The organism is Streptomyces yaizuensis, assembly GCF_034961445.1.
Taxonomy (GTDB): domain Bacteria; phylum Actinomycetota; class Actinomycetes; order Streptomycetales; family Streptomycetaceae; genus Streptomyces; species Streptomyces yaizuensis.
This window is the reverse complement of sequence record NZ_BSBI01000009.1, coordinates 325034-343972: the sequence shown is the minus strand read 5'-3', so window position 1 is coordinate 343972 and position 18939 is coordinate 325034. Positions and strand designations below refer to the sequence as shown.

Annotated in this window: 14 protein-coding genes; 8 read left to right on the top strand and 6 right to left on the bottom strand. The window is 72.7% G+C overall.

From position 1 onward, the window contains the following. The first annotated feature begins 247 nt into the window (after positions 1-247). Together lnt and SYYSPA8_RS22550 are read left to right on the top strand one after the other, a co-directional pair. Positions 248-1882, top strand: a complete 1635-nt coding sequence (gene lnt, locus SYYSPA8_RS22555; protein WP_323449079.1) for an apolipoprotein N-acyltransferase — start codon at positions 248-250, stop codon at positions 1880-1882. A 76-nt stretch (positions 1883-1958) separates the two neighbouring features. Beyond that, on the top strand, positions 1959-2471 hold the full coding sequence (locus tag SYYSPA8_RS22550) for an NUDIX hydrolase (RefSeq protein WP_323449078.1): 513 nt from the start codon (positions 1959-1961) through the stop codon (positions 2469-2471). Positions 2472-2815: 344 nt separating this feature from the next. Here SYYSPA8_RS22550 and SYYSPA8_RS22545 read toward each other — a convergent pair whose 3' ends face one another. The 4 genes from SYYSPA8_RS22545 to SYYSPA8_RS22530 form a co-directional block, all read right to left on the bottom strand. Continuing rightward, positions 2816-6043, bottom strand: a complete 3228-nt coding sequence (locus tag SYYSPA8_RS22545) for an AfsR/SARP family transcriptional regulator (RefSeq protein ID WP_323449077.1) — start codon at positions 6041-6043, stop codon at positions 2816-2818. 133 nt (positions 6044-6176) lie between these two features. Beyond that, a complete protein-coding gene (locus tag SYYSPA8_RS22540; protein WP_323449076.1) occupies positions 6177-6806 on the bottom strand; it encodes a hypothetical protein in 630 nt (209 codons plus the stop codon). A gap of 238 nt (positions 6807-7044) precedes the next feature. After that, positions 7045-7695 (bottom strand): CatB-related O-acetyltransferase, encoded by a 651-nt coding sequence (locus SYYSPA8_RS22535; protein ID WP_323449075.1) that lies wholly within the window; start codon positions 7693-7695, stop codon positions 7045-7047. Between the two features lie 203 nt (positions 7696-7898). Next, positions 7899-9326, bottom strand: coding sequence for an MFS transporter (locus SYYSPA8_RS22530; RefSeq protein WP_323449074.1), 1428 nt, complete (start codon positions 9324-9326; stop codon positions 7899-7901). Positions 9327-9476: 150 nt separating this feature from the next. Between SYYSPA8_RS22530 and SYYSPA8_RS22525 the strand changes: the two genes are divergently transcribed. Together SYYSPA8_RS22525 and SYYSPA8_RS22520 are read left to right on the top strand one after the other, a co-directional pair. Then, complete coding sequence (locus SYYSPA8_RS22525) at positions 9477-10238, top strand: Clp protease N-terminal domain-containing protein (RefSeq protein ID WP_323449073.1); 762 nt, start codon at positions 9477-9479, stop codon at positions 10236-10238. A 473-nt stretch (positions 10239-10711) separates the two neighbouring features. Next, complete coding sequence (locus SYYSPA8_RS22520) at positions 10712-11170, top strand: protein-tyrosine phosphatase family protein (RefSeq protein WP_323449072.1); 459 nt, start codon at positions 10712-10714, stop codon at positions 11168-11170. 70 nt (positions 11171-11240) lie between these two features. On the opposite strand, the gene SYYSPA8_RS22515 is transcribed toward SYYSPA8_RS22520, so the two are convergent. Further along, a complete protein-coding gene (locus SYYSPA8_RS22515) occupies positions 11241-12164 on the bottom strand; it encodes a MurR/RpiR family transcriptional regulator (protein ID WP_323449071.1) in 924 nt (307 codons plus the stop codon). 230 nt (positions 12165-12394) lie between these two features. On the opposite strand from SYYSPA8_RS22515, the gene SYYSPA8_RS22510 reads away from it, so the two are divergent. Both SYYSPA8_RS22510 and SYYSPA8_RS22505 read left to right on the top strand, forming a co-directional pair. Then, positions 12395-12862, top strand: coding sequence for a nuclear transport factor 2 family protein (locus SYYSPA8_RS22510; protein ID WP_323449070.1), 468 nt, complete (start codon positions 12395-12397; stop codon positions 12860-12862). Between the two features lie 34 nt (positions 12863-12896). Then, positions 12897-15467 (top strand): SpoIIE family protein phosphatase, encoded by a 2571-nt coding sequence (locus SYYSPA8_RS22505; RefSeq protein ID WP_323449069.1) that lies wholly within the window; start codon positions 12897-12899, stop codon positions 15465-15467. A 135-nt stretch (positions 15468-15602) separates the two neighbouring features. Here SYYSPA8_RS22505 and SYYSPA8_RS22500 read toward each other — a convergent pair whose 3' ends face one another. Continuing rightward, positions 15603-16037, bottom strand: a complete 435-nt coding sequence (locus SYYSPA8_RS22500; RefSeq protein WP_323449068.1) for a DUF6299 family protein — start codon at positions 16035-16037, stop codon at positions 15603-15605. A gap of 308 nt (positions 16038-16345) precedes the next feature. Here SYYSPA8_RS22500 and SYYSPA8_RS22495 point away from each other — a divergent pair, with 308 nt between their 5' ends. Together SYYSPA8_RS22495 and SYYSPA8_RS22490 are read left to right on the top strand one after the other, a co-directional pair. Further along, positions 16346-17302, top strand: coding sequence for a hypothetical protein (locus tag SYYSPA8_RS22495; RefSeq protein WP_323449067.1), 957 nt, complete (start codon positions 16346-16348; stop codon positions 17300-17302). Between the two features lie 164 nt (positions 17303-17466). Next, a complete protein-coding gene (locus tag SYYSPA8_RS22490) occupies positions 17467-18921 on the top strand; it encodes an amino acid permease (RefSeq protein ID WP_407706060.1) in 1455 nt (484 codons plus the stop codon). Positions 18922-18939: the final 18 nt, after the last annotated feature.

The window sequence follows — 18939 nt, the reverse complement described above, 5'->3', positions numbered from 1 at the left end:
GGGACCTCCGTCGGGTCTCCCATGGCCGGCGGTCGGTCCTGTGTCCGCCGCCGCTGCCGGGGTGGTCCGGGACAGCCGGATGCGCGAGGGTCGTCCCGGTGCCTGGTGCCCGGGAGCCGGAAAGGGTCGGCGCCCCCCAGTGCAGGGGAACACCCGGACCGCCGGGACCGCCGGGATCGCTCAGGAGGACCGCCCCGCAGTTCACCGGAGCGCCGGGCTCACAGCGCCTCACCGTAGACTCCGGCGGGTGAGCACCACCATCGCCACCGTCGACACCCCCGAGCCCCCCGCCACCGAGCGCGTCCCGCCGTTGCGGCGGCTCGTCCGGCCCGGGGCCGCCCTGCTCTCCGGAGCGCTGCTCTTCCTGAGCTTCCCGCCCCGGCCGCTGTGGTGGCTGGCGGTGCCCGCCTTCGCCCTGCTCGCCTGGACCCTGCGCGGCCGCCGGCCGCGTGCCGCGTTCGGCCTCGGCTACCTGACCGGTCTCGGCTTCCTGCTGCCGCTGCTGATCTGGACCGGCGAAGAGGTCGGCCCCGTGCCCTGGATCGCGCTGGCGGCCGTGGAAGCCCTCTTCATCGCCGCCGCGGCCCTCGGTATCGCGGCGGTGAGCCGGCTCCCGGTGTGGCCCGTCTGGGCGGCGGCGGTCTGGATCCTCGGCGAGGCCGCCCGGGCCCGTGTCCCCTTCGGCGGCTTCCCCTGGGGCAAGATCGCCTTCGGTCAGGCGGACGGCGTCTTCCTGCCGCTGGCCGCCGTCGGTGGCACCCCGGTGCTCGGCTTCGCCGTCGTCCTCTGCGGTTTCGGACTGTACGAGACGGTGCGCCGCGCCGTCGCCTTCCGGCGCACCGGGGAACTGCCCCGGGGCCCGCTCGCCGCCGCGCTGCTCACTCTCTTCCTCCCGGTCACCGCCGCGCTCGCCGCGCTCCCGCTGGTCGACGCCTCCGCCGAGGACGGCACCGCGACCGTCGCCGCCGTCCAGGGCAATGTGCCGCGCCTTGGCCTCGACTTCAACGCCCAGCGGCGGGCCGTCCTCGACAACCACGCGGCCCGCACCCAGGAGCTGGCCGCCGACGTCAGGGCCGGCCGTGTGCCGAAACCGGACTTCGTTCTCTGGCCGGAGAATTCATCCGATCTCGACCCGTATCGGAACCCGGATGCCCGCGCGGTCATCGACGAGGCCGTGCGCGCCATCGGGGTGCCCACCGTCGTCGGCGCGGTGCTCAGCCCCGACACCGGCAAGCTCCGCAACACCCTCATCGAGTGGGACCCCGAGCGCGGGCCCGTGGACACATACGACAAAAGGCACGTACAGCCGTTCGGCGAGTACATCCCGATGCGGTCCGTCGTCCGGCTCTTCAGCTCCGACGTCGACCGGGTCCGGCGCGACTTCGGCCCCGGGACCGAGATCGGCGTCTTCGACCTCGCGGGCACCAAGGTCGGCCTGGTCACCTGCTACGAGGCCGCCTTCGACGACATGGCGCGGGACACCGTCACCGAGGGCGCGCAACTCATCTCCGTACCCAGCAACAACGCCACCTTCGGGCGGAGCGAGATGACCTATCAGCAGCTCGCGATGTCCCGGGTACGGGCCGTCGAGCACAGCCGGACCGTGGTCGTCCCGGTCACCAGCGGCGTCAGCGCGGTGATCACCCCCGACGGGCGAGTGGTGCGGAAGACGGAGATGTTCACCCCGGACGTCCTGGTCGCCGAGGTCCCGCTGCGCTCGTCGCTGACCCCCGCGACCCGGCTCGGTGTCTGGCCCGAGATCGCGCTGCTGCTGATCGCCGCCGCCGGTCTCGGCAAGGCCGGCGCCGACGCCGTCCGTGCCCGCCGCGCGGCACGGCCGGCCACCGGCGGTCCCGGCGCCGACGCGGAGCCGCGCGCCTGACCCACCCACCGGGCGGGGAGCGGAGAAGTCCGCCGCTCCGGTCGGAGGAAGATCGGAACGAACTAGGCTCGAAGCCATGACCACTCCTGACTTCATCCGCGAGATCCGGGCCACCGCGGGCCATCGACTCCTGTTGCTCCCGGGCGTCAGCGCGGTCGTCTTTGACGACGAGGGCCGTGTGCTGCTCGTCCGCCGCGCCGACAACGGCCTGTGGTCGATCATCGGCGGCATCGCCGAACCCGGCGAGGAACCCGCGTGGACCGCCGTCCGGGAGGTCTACGAGGAGACCGCCGTGCGCTGCACCGCCGAGCGGGTCGTCCTGGTGCAGGGGCTGCCGAAGCCCGTCACCTACCCCAACGGCGACCAGTGCCAGTACATGGACATCTGCTTCCGCTGCCACGCCACCGGCGGCGAGGCCGTGGTCAACGACGACGAGTCGCTGGAGGTGGGGTGGTTCGCGCTGGATGCCCTGCCCGAGCTGCGGGAGTTCGCCCGCTTCCGGATCCAGCAGGCGCTGACCGAGGGCCCGGCCTGGTTCAGCCCGGCCGCCGCACCTCCGGAGCCGGCCGGCTCCGGAGGGGTGGGGTGACCCCGTACGGGGCCACCCCGGAGAAGGTCACACGAAAATGCAGCGCAACTTCTCCACTCGGACCGTGGTCGGGGGCTCGGCAGCCGCCGCACTCGGCGCGCAGAGGACCATCAGTCCGATAGCGGCGATGAACGTGAAGCTGCGCATCGCCCTTTTCTTTCCTGGCACGGGAGAGGGGTCCCTTCGGATGATGTGATGATCACGCCTCGTGATCTTCGGGGCGGAGACCGTAGCATCACTCGAACGAAGGTAGGAAATCGGGTTCCATTGACGCCGTTTTCGGCAATGCCTGGCCGAAAAGCGTGAGAGGGGCGGAGTGCTGGGGGCTGGGCGCGGAGGGTAATTCAGGCGTCGGCCGACCGGCCCTGTCCCTCGTGCGCGGTGTTCTTCGCGGCGAGTGAGCGGTGTATCTCCGCGAGGATGCGGCGGGACTCCGCTTCCTCGTCGGCGCGGCCCGCACGCTCCGCCGTCGCCCGCGCCGACTCCAGACTGCGGCAGGCGGCCTCGGCCTGCCCTTCGGCGTACTCCGCCTGCCCGCGCAGCAGGAGCGCCCGGATCCTGTACGGGGTGGCCCCGATGGCGCCGGCGACGGCGGCGGCCTCCCGCAGATGGGCGATCGCGTGCCCCTCCCGGCCCAGTGCGCGGCATGCCTCGCCCGCCGAGAGCCGGCTTTCCACGACACCCAGTCGGTCGCCGAGTGAAGTGAATTCCTCCAGGGCCGCCAGGCAGAGCGGCAGCGCCGCGAGGGGATCGCCCGATGCGATGAGGAGACCGGATATGTTGTTCCGGGTGATCGCCTGGTCCAAACGGCTTCCGGACGATTCGAAAATGGCCAGGGCCTTGCGATATGAACGGTGTGCCGAGTCCAGATTTCCCATGATGGTGAAAAGATCGCCGATATTGTTGCATGTCTTGGCCATGGATAAATTGTCAGCGGATTCCTGGAAGCCCGTGAGGGCCTTGCTGAAATGGTCCATGGCCCGCTCGTGCTCACCGAGCTGGAGCAAGGCGATGGCGATATTATTGTATCCGCGCGCTTTATCCCATGTATCACCGTGCACAGCTTTTATTCCGAATGCCTTCTGGAGCAGGACCAGAGCCGCACGGTTCTCCCCGATCATGCAGCGGAGTTCCCCCAGGGTCCGCAGTGCCTCGGCCTCGGCCTCCGTGTCCCCTGTGGCGCGGGCGGTGTCCAGCGCGCGTTCGCCGTACGCCGCTGCTTCCGGGTAGTGGCTGGTGCGGGCCTGGACGGTGGTCGACTGGATCAGCGCCCGGCAGAGCGCGGGCCGGTCGCCGGTGGTGGTCCAGTGGTCCACGGCGTACCGGAGGACCTCCTCCGCATCCTGCCAGTGACATTCCGCTTCGAGAAAGCCGGAGATCGCGTAGGCGAGCCGGGCGGCACTTTCGGGGTGATCGGCGGTCCGTGCGGCGCGGGCCACCGCGAGAAGATTGCCCCGTTCGGTACTGAACCACTCCTTCGCCGCTTCCGGACTTTTCCAGCGGGCGGGCGGATCGGTGTCCTTCGCCGGGCCGAGCCGGAGCCTGCGGGGATAGGCGATGCGATCCGCCTGGTCGGCCATGTGCAGCCAGAAATCGATCAGTCGGCGCAATGCCTGCGCCCGCAGCTCCTCCGGATCTTCCAACTCGGCCAGGGCGAAGGCGAATTCGGAGACGAGATCATGATTCCGGTACCGCTCGGGGGCGGGCTCCTGAAGTAAATGGCAGGTGCAAAGATCTTCGAGGAGACGCTCCGTGTCCGCCAGGGGGAGGCCCAGCAGGGCCGCCGCCGCGTCCGCCGTGATGTCGTCGCCCGGATGGAGGGCGAGCCTCCGGAAAGCCATCCGCTGGGGGCCGGTCAAGGTGCGGTAGGAGAGCTGGAAGGGGCCCGAGAGGTTCAGATGGGCGTCCCGGATCTCCGCCAGCCGCCCCGACGTGCGGGTCAGCCGGTCCTCCAGCGTCGCCAGCGTCCAGGAGGTGCGTGCCCGGAAGCGGTTGGCCACCAGCTCGATGGCGAGGGGCAGACAGTCGCACAGATGAACAATCCGGGTGATTCCGGTGATGTCCCCGGTCCGTTCCGCCCCCGCGAAGCTGCGGAACAGCGCCACCGCGTCCTCTTCGGGCAGCACGTCCAGGGGGATCGACAGCGCGTGCGGCAGCCCGCTGAGGTGGCGGCGGCTGGTGATGATCGTCAGTGCGGACGAGCCGCCGGCGAGCAGCGGGCGCACCTGGTCGGCACCGGCCACGTCGTCGAGGACCACGACGATCCGGCGCCCGGCGAGCATCGTGCGCCACAGGGCGCTGCGCTCCTCCAGCTCGGCGGGGATCTGCTGGGCGTCCGCGCCGATCAGCCGGAGCAGGGTGGCGAGGGCGGCGGCCGGGGTCAGGGGCTCCTGGGCGGGGGAGTGGGCCCGCAGATCGAGATAGAGCTGACCGTCGGGGTAGTACGCGGCGAGCTGTTCGGCGATATGGACGGCGAGGGAGGTCTTGCCCACACCGGCCATACCGGTCACGGCCTCCAGAGTGATCACGGCACCGGAACCACCACCGGAACCACCACCGGTATCGGCACCGGTATCGGTGGTGGCGTCGTCCTCCGTACCCGCTCCGCCGTCCCGGCCCGCCACACCGCCGAGGAGCCGCCCCAACTCCGCGCGGCGCCCCACCAGCCGGGGCTGGTGCGGCAGATTGCGCGGTGGCAGCTGCCCCTGCCGCGCGAGCGCCCCGGCTGGCGCGGACGGCTCCTGTGCCGCCCGGCCACCGGCCGGGGACACCGGCGTGCCGCCCCGGGCCAGCTCCCGGGCCGGCACCCGGTCCAGCACCCCCCGGTGGATCCGGTTCAGCTCCGGGCCCGGCACCGCGCCGAACTCGTGCCGCAGCAGCTGCCGGGCCCGCTGGTGCACGAGCAGCGCCTCCGTGTACCGCCCGCTGCCGTAGTACGCGAGCATCAGCTGACCGAGCAGCGCTTCGTCGCCTGGCCGCCGGTCGGACAGCGCCGTCAACTCGCCCACCACGTCCGCGAAGTGGCCCAGGCGCAGCCGGGCCCCGATCCGGGCCGCCGCCACCGCGATCCGCCGCTCCGCCAGGGTCCGGCGCACGCTCTCCGCCCAGAGCCCCGGGAGCCCCGCGAGGGCCTCGCCCCGCCACATCAGCTCGGCGTGGGCGAGGCGTTCGGCCGTCCGCTCGTCGTCCCCGCCGTCCTGCGGGGTGTCCGTGAGCCGCTGGAAGCGGCACCAGTCCACACAGCCGGGGTCGGTCTCCAGCGCGTAGGTGTGCGCGCGGGTGACGATCCGGGGGACCGGGCCGTCGGGGAGGTCGCCCGCCGCGCGCAGCCGCCTGCGCAGCCGCGATACGTACACGTGCAGATTTCCCCGCGCCTGGGGCGGCGGATCGTCGTCCCACAGGCGGTCCACGAGTGTGTCCACGGAGACCGGGCGCCCCGGCTCCAGCGCGAGCGCCGCCAGAAGGGTGCGCTCCTTGTCCGACCCCAGCTCCAGCCGCGCACCGGCGCCGCCGGAACCGTCTCCCGCCCCGCCGGATCTGAGTCCGACGGGCCCCAGTAAGAGGATCTCCACGCCCCAGCGACCTCCCGCTGGCCCGTCCGGGCCCCCGCTGCCCTTTTTGTCGGCGGTGTCGGCGAGCATGGCACGGGGTCGCCGGGGTGGCCAGGCGTGGTTCCATACTGGCTGGATCCCGTGCAGGGAACGATCAGACCCGGTTGTACGGGGGTGGAAGCGGCCCCCGGGGGCGCCGGTTTCCGTGGCCGATCGCCATGGGGTGCGACCGCCGGGCCTCGACCTCGCCCAGTGTCCCGCCCGCCACCAGCCAGGCGTGCAGACAGGACGGCAGCAGGGAGCGGCGCGGGTTCTTGGGGCAGGGGAGGGTCACCACCCGGGGGTCGGGCCCGCCGGCCACCGCCCAGCCGCCGCCGGTGAGGGCGGCGGCCGTCAGCCGGCAGCCGGGGTGGGCGGCGCGCAGCTCCGCGAGGATCCGCAGGGCCGCCGCGGGCGGCCGGGGGTGAGCGGCGAGCAGGACGTCGGCGCAGTCCAGGGCCCAGCGGTCCCGGCACCGGTCGGCGTCCACGGCGAGATGTTCGTCCAGGGGGCCGCCCCGCGGACCGGCCACGCCGGGTGCCCCCGTCATGGCCCCCGCCCGTACCGTCAGCGTGTACGGGCGGGCCGCGCCGACGGCACTTCCCGCGTACCCCGTGTACCCCGTGTTCGCCGTGCTCCCCGTACGCGCGGACAGCACCCACAGGAGACCGTCCGACCCCGCCCCCGTGTTCGCGGGGTTCGCCGGGGCCAGCGGGGTCAGCGTCACCCGGACCAGCTTCCTCATGCCGCTGCCTCCTGTCGGTACCCGGCCGTCCGCGCCCCGGACGACAGCGCGCCCGCTGCTCCTACTGTGTCCGGTGTGCTTGGCGTGCTCGGTGTCCGCATCGCGTACCCCCGTGTCTCCCCGGCGGGGCCGGTCCCCGCTCCCGGTGTCCGGGAGGTGCCCGCGCCGCCGGACGGAAGGCTTGCCCGGCCCTTGCGGAAACCTTGCCGACCGCCGTGGCCCGGAGCCGGCCACGGACTCACGCGCCGTCGGGGGCCGCCGCCACGAGGTCGTCCACGCTGCCCGACATGATCGTCCGGATGTGCCGGGTGATGTGCTCGACCGGCCAGTCCCACCAGGCGGCCGCCAGCAGCCGGGCGATGTCGTCGTCGCCGTACCGGCGGCGGATCAGCCGCGCCGGATTGCCCCCGGCGATCCCGTAGTCGGGGATGTCGTCCACCACGACGGACCCGGCCGCGACGACCGCTCCGTGACCGATGCGGACGCCCGGCATCACCAGGGCCCCGTTGCCGATCCAGACATCGTGGCCGACGACGGTGTCCCCCCGCCCCGGCAGCCCCGTGATCAGGTCGAAGTGCTCGGACCAGGAGCCGCCCATGATGGGGAAGGGGAACGTCGAGGGGCCGTCCATGCGGTGGTTGGCTCCGTTCATGAGGAACCGCGCCCCTTCGCCCAGTGCGCAGAACCTGCCGATGACCAGCTTCTCCGGCCCGTAGTGGTAGAGCACGTTCGCCCGCTCGAACGCCGTCGGGTCGCCCGGGTCGTCGTAGTACGTGAACTCCCCGACCTCGATCAGCGGCGAGGTCACCAAGGGCTTGAGCAGCACCACGCGGGGCTGGTCCGGCATCGGGTGGAGCACCGTGGGATCGGCGGGGACGAGCGGTGGCATGACACTTCCTCACAGGGGGCGGACGATCGGGCACATCATCGCAACCCCGGTCGGCACATGCCTCATGAGTTTCCTGAGCCCCAGGAGCGGCCCCGGGAGCGGCCGAGCCCTCCCGGGCGGACAGGGATGCCCGGGAGGGTGATCCGGAGGGACGGGTCCACAGGGACGGGTCCGCTGTGGTCCGGTCTGCCGTGCGCCGTCCGCTACGCGTCGACCCGTTCCGCGCCGGCCCGTCGCGTACCGGCCCGTCGCCGTTCACCGCGCATCAGCAGGGCGGTGAGGAGGGCGCCCAGCACCGCCACCGCCGCCGCGCCGGTGAAGGCGGCGCTGAATCCGTCGGTGAGGGCGGGGAGGTCGCCGAGCCGGTCGGCGCCCTGGGAGGTCGCCACCGCCGTGAGCGCCGCCAGGCCCAGTGCCGAGCCGACCTGGTACGTGGTGTTCACGATGCCGGAGGCGAGCCCCGCCTCCTCCTGGCCGACGCCGGAGATCGCGGCCATCATCGCGGGTATGTAGGCGAGCGACATACCGGTCGCCGCGACCAGCGACGCGGGCAGCACATCGACCAGGAAGGTGCCGGTCGGCTCGACGGCCGAGAGCCACAGCAGACCCACCGCGAGCACCAGCAGACCGCCCGAGACGAGGGGCTTGGCGCCCCAGCGGCCCAGCAGCCGGGCCGTGATGAGCGTCATGAAGACCATGAGCAGACCGGTCATCGGGAGCAGCGCGGCCCCGCTCGCGAACGCCCCGTATCCCAGGACCTGCTGGAGATAGAGGTTGAGGAAGTACCACATCGGGATCCAGGCCGCGCCCAGCAGCGCCATCGCCGCGTTGGAGACGGCGAGTCCCGGTGTGCGCCAGACGGAGAGCGGCATCAGCGGGGTGCGGACGGACCGCTGGATCAGCAGGAAGAGGGCGAGCAGCGCGGCGGCCGCGGCGAGTTGCGCGATCGTCCCGGCGTCGCTCCAGCCGGTCTCGGGGGCCCGGACGACGGCGAACACGGCGAGCGCCAGGCCGGCGGTGACGGCGGCGGCACCGAGGACATCGACGGCGCCCCGGCGCGGGGCGGCGGCCGGCAGCAGCCCGGTGGCGGCCAGGGTGGCGACGCCGATGGGGACGTAGATGATGAAGATCCAGGGCCAGCTGGCCCATTCGGTGAAGACTCCGCCGAGGAACACCCCGGCGGTGCCGCCCGCCGGGGCGGCGGCGCCGTAGAGCGCGAGGGCCTTGCCCAACTCCTTCGGGCTGTGGCCGAAGAGCATCATCAGCAGGGTCATCGACGCGGGGGCGATGAGCGCCCCGCCGACGCCCTGGACGGCGCGGCCGACGATCTCCACCCATGCGGTGGTCGCGGCGGCGGCGACGACGGATCCGGCGATCAGCACCACCCAGCCGGAGACGAAGATCCGGCGGGCCCCGAACAGGTCCGAGAGCCGGCCGCCGAGGACCAGGAGCCCGCCGAAGGCGATGACATAGGCGTTGAACACCCATTGCAGGTCCCCGGGCGAGAAGCCCAGATCGCGCTGCATCTCGGGGAGCGCGACCCCGATGATCGAGGTGTCCATGATGACCATGAACTGTGCGGTGGCCAGCACCAGAAGGGCCCACCAGCGTCTTGGGTCGACGGTTGGCATCGGTCTGTTCCTTCCCCTGGAATGAATACCCCGAGGGGGTATCTCTTCGAACGACCCGAACCATACCCCTAGGGGGTATCAAGTCGCAAGGAGGGGGTGATTGTCAACTGACGGTTGACAGTTGAGGGAGTGTCAACTTACGGTTGACGCATGGAGAATCCCGTGCAGACGACCCAGCCCACCCAGCCGATCCGCCTCGACGATCTGATCGACGCCATCAAGAAGGTGCACCCCGACGCCCTCGACCAGCTCGCGGGCGCGGTCGTCGCCGCCGGCCACCTCGGGGATCTGGCCGACCATCTGATCGGCCACTTCGTGGACCAGGCCCGCCGCTCCGGCGCGTCCTGGACGGAGATCGGCGGCAGGATGGGGGTGACCCGGCAGGCCGCGCAGAAGCGCTTCGTCCCCAAGGGCGGGGCCCAGGACCTCGATCCGAGCCAGGGGTTCAGCCGCTTCACCCCGCGCGCCAAGAACGCGGTGATGGCCGCGCAGAACGAGGCGCGCGCCGCGCGCAGCGCCACGATCGCCCCCGCCCATCTCGTCCTCGGGCTCCTCACCGAGCGCGAGTCGCTGGCGGCGGTGACGATCCTCGCCCAGGGCATCCTGCTGGACACCGTCCGGCAGGCCGCCACCGAGACCCTGCCTCCGGCGGCGGACGAGGTCCCCGACCTCATCCCGTACGACGCGGGGGCCCGCAAGGCGCTGGAGCTGACGTACCGGCACGCCCTGCGGCTCGGGCACAACTTCATCGGCACCGAGCATGTGCTGCTCGCGCTGCTGGAGCAGGAGGGCGGTACGGGAGCGCTGGCGGCCGCGGGCGTCGACGCCGCCGCGGCCGAGTCGTTCGTCGTCAGGGCGGTCGCGGCCGCGCAGGCCGCGTACGAGGAGCGGGAGGCCGGGACCGCCGGCTGACGTGCGGCCGTTGGGCCGGGGCCGCCGAAGGCGCGACGGGGGTTTTCGGCGGCCCCGGCCCAGGGGTAGGCCGGGGCCGCCGGGGTGGACGGGCCGCAGGGGAACGGAGACCGTCCGGGGCGGAGCGCCGTGGAGGGCGACGCGAGGAGGAGAGGCGTCGTTCCCCGGACTCCGGTTCGAGGGGCGCGGCCGGTCGGTAAGGCGTCGGCGCGCGCTGCGGTGGCCTGGCTGTGGGCTCTGCCGCGAGAGGGAATCGGGCGTGGTGCGCGGGGCGGTGGGGCGGCCGGGGTGGTGCCTCCCCGGGTGCCGGGTGATATCGAGCAGTAAACATATATACCGTCGAGTAGGCAAGCGTATGAAAAATTTCATACCCACGGAGGCCGGGTGCGCTGATCCCGAACCCGGTGTACTCCCCGTCGGGATCCGCCGGTTCGGAGTTCGTTTCTCCGGGACCGATCGGAACAGGAATCGACATGACCGAACCGTGGAGCGCCGGTACTCCCCAGGTGGTTCACCTGCCCTCGGGGCGGACGCTGCGGGGACGCGGCCTCAGACATGACCTGCCGGAGGGGCAGACCCCCACGTTCGTGGTGCACTTGACGGACCACGAGCCGCCCGGCCCGCCGTGGGAGTCTGTCTGGGTCCCCTGGCGGGACTTCTGGCTTCCCGCGGACCCGGTGGACGCGCTGCGCAAGCTCCGCATCGCCTACGAGCGTGCCGAGAGCGACCGTGTGGAACTCTGCTGCGGGGGCGGCATCGGCCGGACCGGCACCGCGCTGTCCGTGATCTGCGTCTTCGAGGGCATGGATCCCCAGGAGGCGGTCACGTGGGTGCGGAAGAACTATCACTCCCGCGCGGTCGAGGTGCCCTGGCAGCGGCGTTTCATCCGCCAGGCCTTCGCCGCCGGCGCCGCGGACCCGGGGCGGGCCTGACCGCGGAGACGGCCGGGGACTGAGCCGCACGCCCCGGCCGGACGCCCCAGCCGCACGCCCCGGCCGGGCCTCAGCTCTCCAGGAAGAAGTGGTGCTGCTCGGCGGCGTGTTCGTACCCTTCGAGGCGGGCCTGCGTCCGCTGCGGATCGGCGTCCGCCATCGCCTGGAGCAGCGCCGCCGACAGCACTCCGGGTGCGGCGTACGAGTCGAAGACCAGCCGGGACCCCGTGGCGGACGTCAGGGTCGCGTCGGCCTCCTCCGCCAGTGGCCCCAGCGCGTCATCCGTGAGCAGGGCGACCTTCAGCCCGGCGGAGCGGGCGGCGCGGATCGCGCCCAGCGTCTCGTGCGCGTGCCGGGGCATCGCGAACGCCAGCACCCAGCTCCCGCCGGCCTCCCGCGACTGGAGCAGCGCGTCGTAGGCGACGCTGCCGCCCCGGGTCACCGTGCGCACATCGGGGTGGATGCGGCGGGCCGCGTACGCGAAGTACTCGGCGAGCGCCGCCGAGATCCGCAGGCCGAGCACGGTCAGCGGGGTCGAACGGGCCAGCTCCCGGCCGATGTCGAGCACCTGGCCGGGGTCGGCGAGCGTCCGCCGCAGGCTCTCCAGGTTCTCGATCTCGGCGTCGACGGCCGCCTGGAGTTCGTTGCGCCGTGCCGCCTGGTCCGCGCCGGGCGCGGGTGCCGCGGCCGAGAGCGCGATCGGCTGGAGCGCCTCCCGCAGCGCCGGATAGCCGCTGAAGCCGACGGACGCGGCGAAGCGGGTCACCGACGGCTGGCTGACGCCTACCCGTTCGGCGAGGTCAGTGATGGAGAGGAAGGCCGCCTCGGTGAGGTGGTCGGTGATGTACTGCGCGATGCGCCGCTGCCCCGGCGAGAGCCGGTGGCCGCCGAAGAGGGCGAGAACCCTGTCGGTGGGGGCGGGTTCCGCGGCGGGGGACCCGCTGCCCGGCGTGATCGCGGCCGCCTGGGCCCGTGCCCGCTGGTCGGATGGCACCGGTGTCACTCCTTCTCCTGCCATGGCCGCTCAACATAGCCCAGGTGCGGCGGCCGGACGGGGTGTGCCGGTTCCCCTCCGTCCGCCGTCTCAGATACCGGACGGTACGCGGCCATGGACGCTCCGGCCCCCGGCGGCTTGCGCGAGAATCACCGTTCTCCTTATGCTGGGAACCCCGCTGAGAACGCTCGTTCTCTCTCTGGCGGGTCCTGTGCGCGTGAGATGCCCTCATGGTCGTGAAGCCCCCCGTTCCCCCGTTCACCCGCGAGAGCGCCGTCGAGAAGGTCCGGCTCGCCGAGGACAGCTGGAACACCCGTACGCCCGAACGGGTCGCCCTCGCGTACACCGAGGACTCCCGCTGGCGCAATCGCGCCGAATGGATCACCGGCCGGGTGGGGATCACGGCCTTCCTCACCCGTAAATGGGCCCGTGAGCTGGACTATCGCCTGATCAAGGAGGTGTGGGCGTACGACGACCGCCGGATCGCGGTGCGCTTCGCCTACGAGTGGCACGACGACTCCGGGACCTGGTACCGCTCGTACGGCAACGAGAACGGGGAGTTCGACGACAACGGGCTGATGCGCGTGCGCCACGCCTGCGTCGACGACACCCCCATCGCCGAGGCGGAGCGCCGGTTCCACTGGCCCCCCGGCCGCCGGCCCGACGACCACCCGGGTCTGAGCGACCTCGGCTTCTGAGCCCTTCGCACCCGCGGCCGCCACGGGGGCGCGGATGCGGGGTACGGCGGCGCGGGAGCATGCTGGCTGTGTGACCCGGTACGGCGAGACCGGGCGCACCCCGCCGGAGCGGCAGCCGGACCGGGCGGCGCCCGGCGCAGCACACACCGGCGCTCTGCCGCCGACCGAGCTGGACCTGGTGCTCTCACAGGCCGCCGTGAGCGCGATCGAGGCCGTCGGCGGGTACGCGGGCGGGGTCTATCTGCGCGCCCCCGACGAGGGGCTGCTGCGGCTCGCGGTCCTCGCCGGGCTGCCCAGCCGACTGTTCCGCCCCTGGTGGCGGATGCATGTGAACCGCCCGTTCCCCGTCGCCGAGGCGTACCGGCTGGGCCGCGCCGTGCATCTCGCGGGCCCCGAGGACGCCATCCGCCGCTTTCCGCAGCTGATGGCGGGGCTGCCGTTCCCCTTCGGCTCCCTGTATGTGCCGGTCGCCGGCGGCGGCGAGCGGTTCGGGGTCCTCGCGGTGCTGCGCCGGGCGACCACGGGGCGGGCCGTGGACGACGGCGACCGGCACCGCATCCACACGGTCGCCCGGCGGCTCGGCGCGGCGCTGGGCGCGCTCCACGGGCGCGGTCACCGAGTGCAGTGGGAGGGCGAGCCCCTGGCCGTCCAGCTCCCGGCGGCCATGACGCCCCCGGTCCGCACGGGCTGCTTCACCTGGGACCTGACCACGGGGACCGTCGCCGTCGACGAGGGCATGGCCGCGATCATCGGCCTCGCGCCGGAGGAGTTCGGCGGCACCGTCGAGGCGCTGACGGACGGGCTGGCCCCGGAGGACGTCCTCGGGGTGTGGGCGCTCGCCCGGCAGACCGTCGACGCGGGCCGCACGGCCTCCCGCCGGATCCGGCTGCCCGGCCCCGACGGCCGCCCCTATCTGCTGGAGCTGTCCGGCAGCGGCCCGGGTGTCCCGCTCGCGGGGTTCGTCCTCGACCTCGGGGTCGCGCCGATCATCGCCGAGCTGACCGACCGGGTGCCGCGCGGGGTGCTCTCCCTCGACCGGCTCGGCCGGATCGTCCATCTCAACCAGGGCGCCGAGACCCTGCTCGGCCGGGGCCGCCCGGAGCTGGCGGGCCGGGTGCTGTGGGACGTCTTCCCCTGGCTCGGCCGCCCCACGTACGAGGACCACTTCCGGGCCGCCCTGATCTCGCACGCGCCGGTCACCTTCGTCGCCCGGCAGGCCGCCGACGCCTGGATCTCGCTCAGCCTCTACCCCGGCCACGACGGGGTGACGGTCGGGCTGCTGCGGGCGGACGGACCCGGGGACGAGCAGCCCCGGCTGCCCGGGGAACTCTCCGCCACCGCCGTGGAGGCGTTCCCCTCCGGCACCGCCGCCGCCCCGGGCCCCCCGGGGACGCCCGAGGGGCAGGCCGCCGCCTTCTACCGCCCGGTCGCCCTCGCCATCGCGCTGACCGAGGCGATGACGGCCCGCCAGGTCTCCCGGGTGGTCACCGAGGAGCTGCTGCCCGCCTTCGGCGGCGGCATGCTCGCCATCTACCTGCTCCAGGAACGCCATCTCTTCCTCGCCTGGGAGACCGGCTTCCCGCAGGGGTTCCTGGACCGCTTCGACGGGGTGGCGCTGGACGCCCGGCTGCCCGGGGTCGAAGCCCTCACCCTCGGCCGGCCGCTGTTCTTCGAGTCGATGCCGAGGCTGGCCGCCGCCTATCCGGGCATCCCGCTCGACGCCCACGTCGGCGCGCGGGCCTTCCTGCCGCTGATCGCCTCCGGCCGGCCCGTGGGCTCCTGCATCCTCGGCTTCGACCGGCCCCGCGGCTTCACCCCCGAGGAACGCACCGTCCTCACCGCCCTCGCCGGGCTGATCGCGCAGGCCCTGGAGCGGGCCCAGCGCTACGACAGCGAGGCCGCGCTCGCCCGGGGCCTCCAGGACGCCCTGCTGCCGCACCGGCTGCCCGTGCTCCGGCACGCGGCGACCGTCGGGCGCTATCTGCCCGGCACCCAGGGCATGGAGGTCGGCGGGGACTGGTACGACGTGGTGGAGACCGGCGACAGCATCGCGCTCGTCATCGGGGACGTGCAGGGCCACGGGGTGTCCGCCGCCGCCACCATGGGCCAGCTGCGCAGCGCGGTGCGGGCCTTCGCACTGAGCGGCCACGACCCCGAGGAGGTCATGAGCGGCACCAACCGGCTGCTGATCGACCTGGACCCCGGCCAGTTCGCCAGCTGCTGCTACGTCGTCGTCGACCCCGCGACCGGCCGCGTCCAGGCGGTCAGGGCCGGGCATCCGCAGCCGCTGCTGCACCGCCCGGGCGGCGGGGCCGAGGTGCTGGACCTGGAGGGCGGCATCGTCCTCGGCGTGGACGCCACCGCCGACTACCCGGTGACCGAACTGCGCCTGGAGTCGGGGGCCGTGCTCGCGCTCTACACCGACGGCCTGGTGGAGCGGCCGGGCGTCGACATCGACATCGGCGTGGAGCGGCTGCGCGCCCTGTTCGCCGAGTGCGGTGCCCTGCCGCTCGCCGGGACCGCCGACCGGCTGATCCGGGACGCGCGCGCGGCGACGGACCGGGCCGACGACATCGCCCTGCTGCTCGCCTCGCGCTGGGACTGAACCCGCCCCCCCCGGGTGCCCGGTCCGGCGGGCCCGCGCCGCCCCCCCGGGTGCCCGGTCCGGCGGGCCCGCGCCGCCCCCCCCGGGTGCCCGGTTCGGCGGGCCGGCCCGGCCGGGCCCGCCGGGACGCGCCGCTCAGCCCCGGTGCAGCTCCAGGTCGGCGGTGTGGGTGTCGACGATGACGGGGAGCGGGACGAACCCCTGCGAGCTGTCGAGGTGGATCAGCACCGCCTCGCCCCGCGCCGCGCCGGTCTCGAAGGTCCCGGTCGCCGGTGCCGTACCGCTCCAGTTGTGGGCCCGGCCGTCGCAGACGGCCATGTCGCCGTCGAACTCGGCCCGCGCGTCCCGCTGGAGGGCCTTGGCGCCGATGAGGACCGCACCGGAGTGCCGGAAGCACCGGTAGGTCCCGCTGAGGGTGAGGGAGCCGTCGGCGGCGATCCCGGCCGCCGGGGCGATGCTGATGGTGTCGGGGGCGAATTGCGCGCTGGCCGATCCGGGTACCACACAGGCCGCCACAGCGGCGGTGAGACACACCGAGGAGATGAGCGTTGCGCGTCGTGCGTTGGTCATGCCCGCCCAACGAGCCGGGGCACCACAGGTTTCGCATGTCCATGCGAACGGGTGATGCGCTTCCTATTCCTTCGGGTAATCCCGGGAGCGCGGTGGATATCGGCATATGCCAACCCGTGGGCGGCCTTCCCCGGAGGCAGGTCAATTAAGCGTTCAACAGCTACTCGGACGAGTGTTTTCTCTCCTACTTGATCGTGAGTAGGGTGTGGTCCCGCCGGTCGGTGATCCACGGTGATCCGGCCTGATTCGGCCTGGCGTGAATACCTCCGTATGGTGTCGTGTCGTCCGGGGGAATGGGGGAGGGGATCGTGCCTGCTGGTTCGTTCGACGGGCAGTACGTCTGGCACCCGGCGGCCGACGACCACCGGCTCGCCCGCGCCTGCATCGACGTCAGGGCGGGCCGCTACCTCAGCGCCGGCGAACTGCTCCGGGAGGTCCGCGACGACTTCGGCCTCCGCGCCCACCGGTCCCTGGTGCTCGCCTCCGAGGCCGCCGACTCCGACCTCGCCGAACGCTGGCTCGGCGAGGAACCGGGGCCGGACGCGGCGCTCTTATGGGCCCGGGTCGCCATGGTCCGCGCCCTGCGCTCCGCCGACGCCGACGACCCGCGCACCGGCCGGCTCGCGGACATCGCCGAGACCGCCTGCGACCGCGCCGCCCGCCTGCTGCCCGACGACCCCACCCCCTGGGTGGCCCGCCTCGCCCTCGCCCGCATCCGGCGCCCCCTCGACCCCGCGCCCCGGGGCCTGCTCACCGCGCCCCCCGGCCCCTGGCGCCTGCTCACCCGGGCCCTCGGCCTCGACCCCTGGAACCGCGAGGCCCACCACCGCTTCCTCACCTTCTTCTTCACCCGCCACGGCGGCACCGCCAGCGCCCGCTGGGACGTCGTCACCTTCCTCAGCCACCGCGCCCCCGCCGGCTCGGCGCTGCGGCTGCTGCCCTTCGTCGCGCTCGCGGAGGAGTACGACCCCCGCTCCCTCCTCGCCTACCGCGCCTGGCGCAGACACCAGTGGGTCACGGCGGCCACCGGGAGCTACACCCACTGGTTCCCCTCGGTGGCCGGATACCGCCACACCCCGGTGCTGGACCTCTCCTATCTCGCCCATGCCCTCTACATGGGCGGCCAACTGCACCAGGCACGGGAGGTACTGAACGCGATGGGCCCCTACGCCGCCCGGATGCCGTGGAGCGTCTTCGGCCCCCCGGACGAGCAGCTGACGAAGGCCCGCCGCTCCTGCGGACTGCCCGTACCCACCCCCCACTGACACCGCCACCGCAGGGCTCCTCCCGCCGACGGCGAGCCGCCCCCCGCCGGCCAGAAAACGGAAAGGAGACGGTTGTGTCCGAGCGCACAACTGTCCAGCAGCCGAGAAGACGTCATCGTGCCGGTCCCGACGTGACACTCGACGACGACGCCACCCTGCATGCGATGGGATACCCACGGAAACTCACCAGGAGATTCCGCGGATTCGACAACTTCGCCATCTCCTTCACCATCATCAACATCATCTCCGGAATCTTCTCCGCCTTCGGATTCGGCATGGGAGCGGGCGGGCCGCTGATTCTCGTCTTCGGCTGGATAGGCGTCTCCCTCATGGTGCTCTTCGTCGGCGCCGCCATGGGGGAAATCGCCTCCGCCTATCCGACCAGCGGGGCGCTCTATTTCTCCGCCGGGAAACTCGCCCGGCGCCACCGGGGCGCCTGGTCCTGGTACACGGGCTGGCTCAATTTCGTCGGACAGATCGGCGGAACCGCCGCCACCGGGTACGCCGCCGCCACCTTCATCCAGGCCTTCATCACCATGCAGTGGCCCGGATACGAGCCCACCGGCCAGCGCACCGTGCTGATCACCACGGCGATCCTGCTGCTCCAGGCCCTCGCCAACACCTACACCGTGCAGCTCGTCGCCACCCTCAACCGGATCTCCGTCTGGTGGCTGCTCATCGGTGTGTCGGTCATCGTGGTGAGCCTGGTGCTGGCACCGGCACACCATCAACCGCCGTCCTTCGCCACCCATTTCGTGAATGGCACCGGATTCTCCAGCGCCCTGTACGCCGCGATGCTCGGCCTTCTGGTGACCAGCTGGACCTTCACCGGTTTCGACGGCAGCTTCCACATGTCCGAGGAGACGGTGAAGGCCACCGTCAACACCCCCAAAGGCATCATGCGGGCCATCGCCTGCTCCGCGATCACCGGACTCCTGCTGATGCTCGCGCTGGTGTACGCGATACGCGATTACCCGGCTACAGCGGGTGCTTCCGCGCCCCCGGTGCGTATTCTCGTCGACGCCCTCGGCACGGGCGCGGCCAAGCTGCTCCTGCTGATCGTGATCGGCGCCATGCTCTTCTGCGGACTGGCCAACATGACCAGCAATACCCGGCAGATCTTCGCCTTCGCACGCGACGGGGCCATGCCCGGGTCCCGGCTGTGGCACTCCGTCTCCGCACGCACCCGCACCCCCGTCAAGGCAGTCTGGCTGGCCGCCGGCTGCTCCCTGCTGCTGATCACTCCGGCGTGGTGGTCGCACACCGCGTTCACCGCCATCGTCAGCGTCAACGTCGTCGGCCTCTACCTCGCCTACGGCGCCCCCATCCTGCTCCGGCTGCGCCTCGGCGACGACTTCCGGCCGGGGCCCTGGCACCTCGGGCGCTGGGGGGTGCCCATCGCCCTGACGGCCGTCGTCTGGATCGCCGCCAGCAGCGTGCTCTTCATGCTGCCCCACGCCTCCCCGATCACCCCCACCACCTTCAACTACGCCCCCATCGCCCTCGGCGCGGTCCTCGCCGTCGCCACCGCCTGGTGGTTCGCCAGGGCGCGCCGCCGCTTCCAGGGGCCCGTCAGCTACGGCAGCCCCGACGAGGTCGCCGCCATGGACCTGATCTGACCCCCGGCGGTCCGGTGC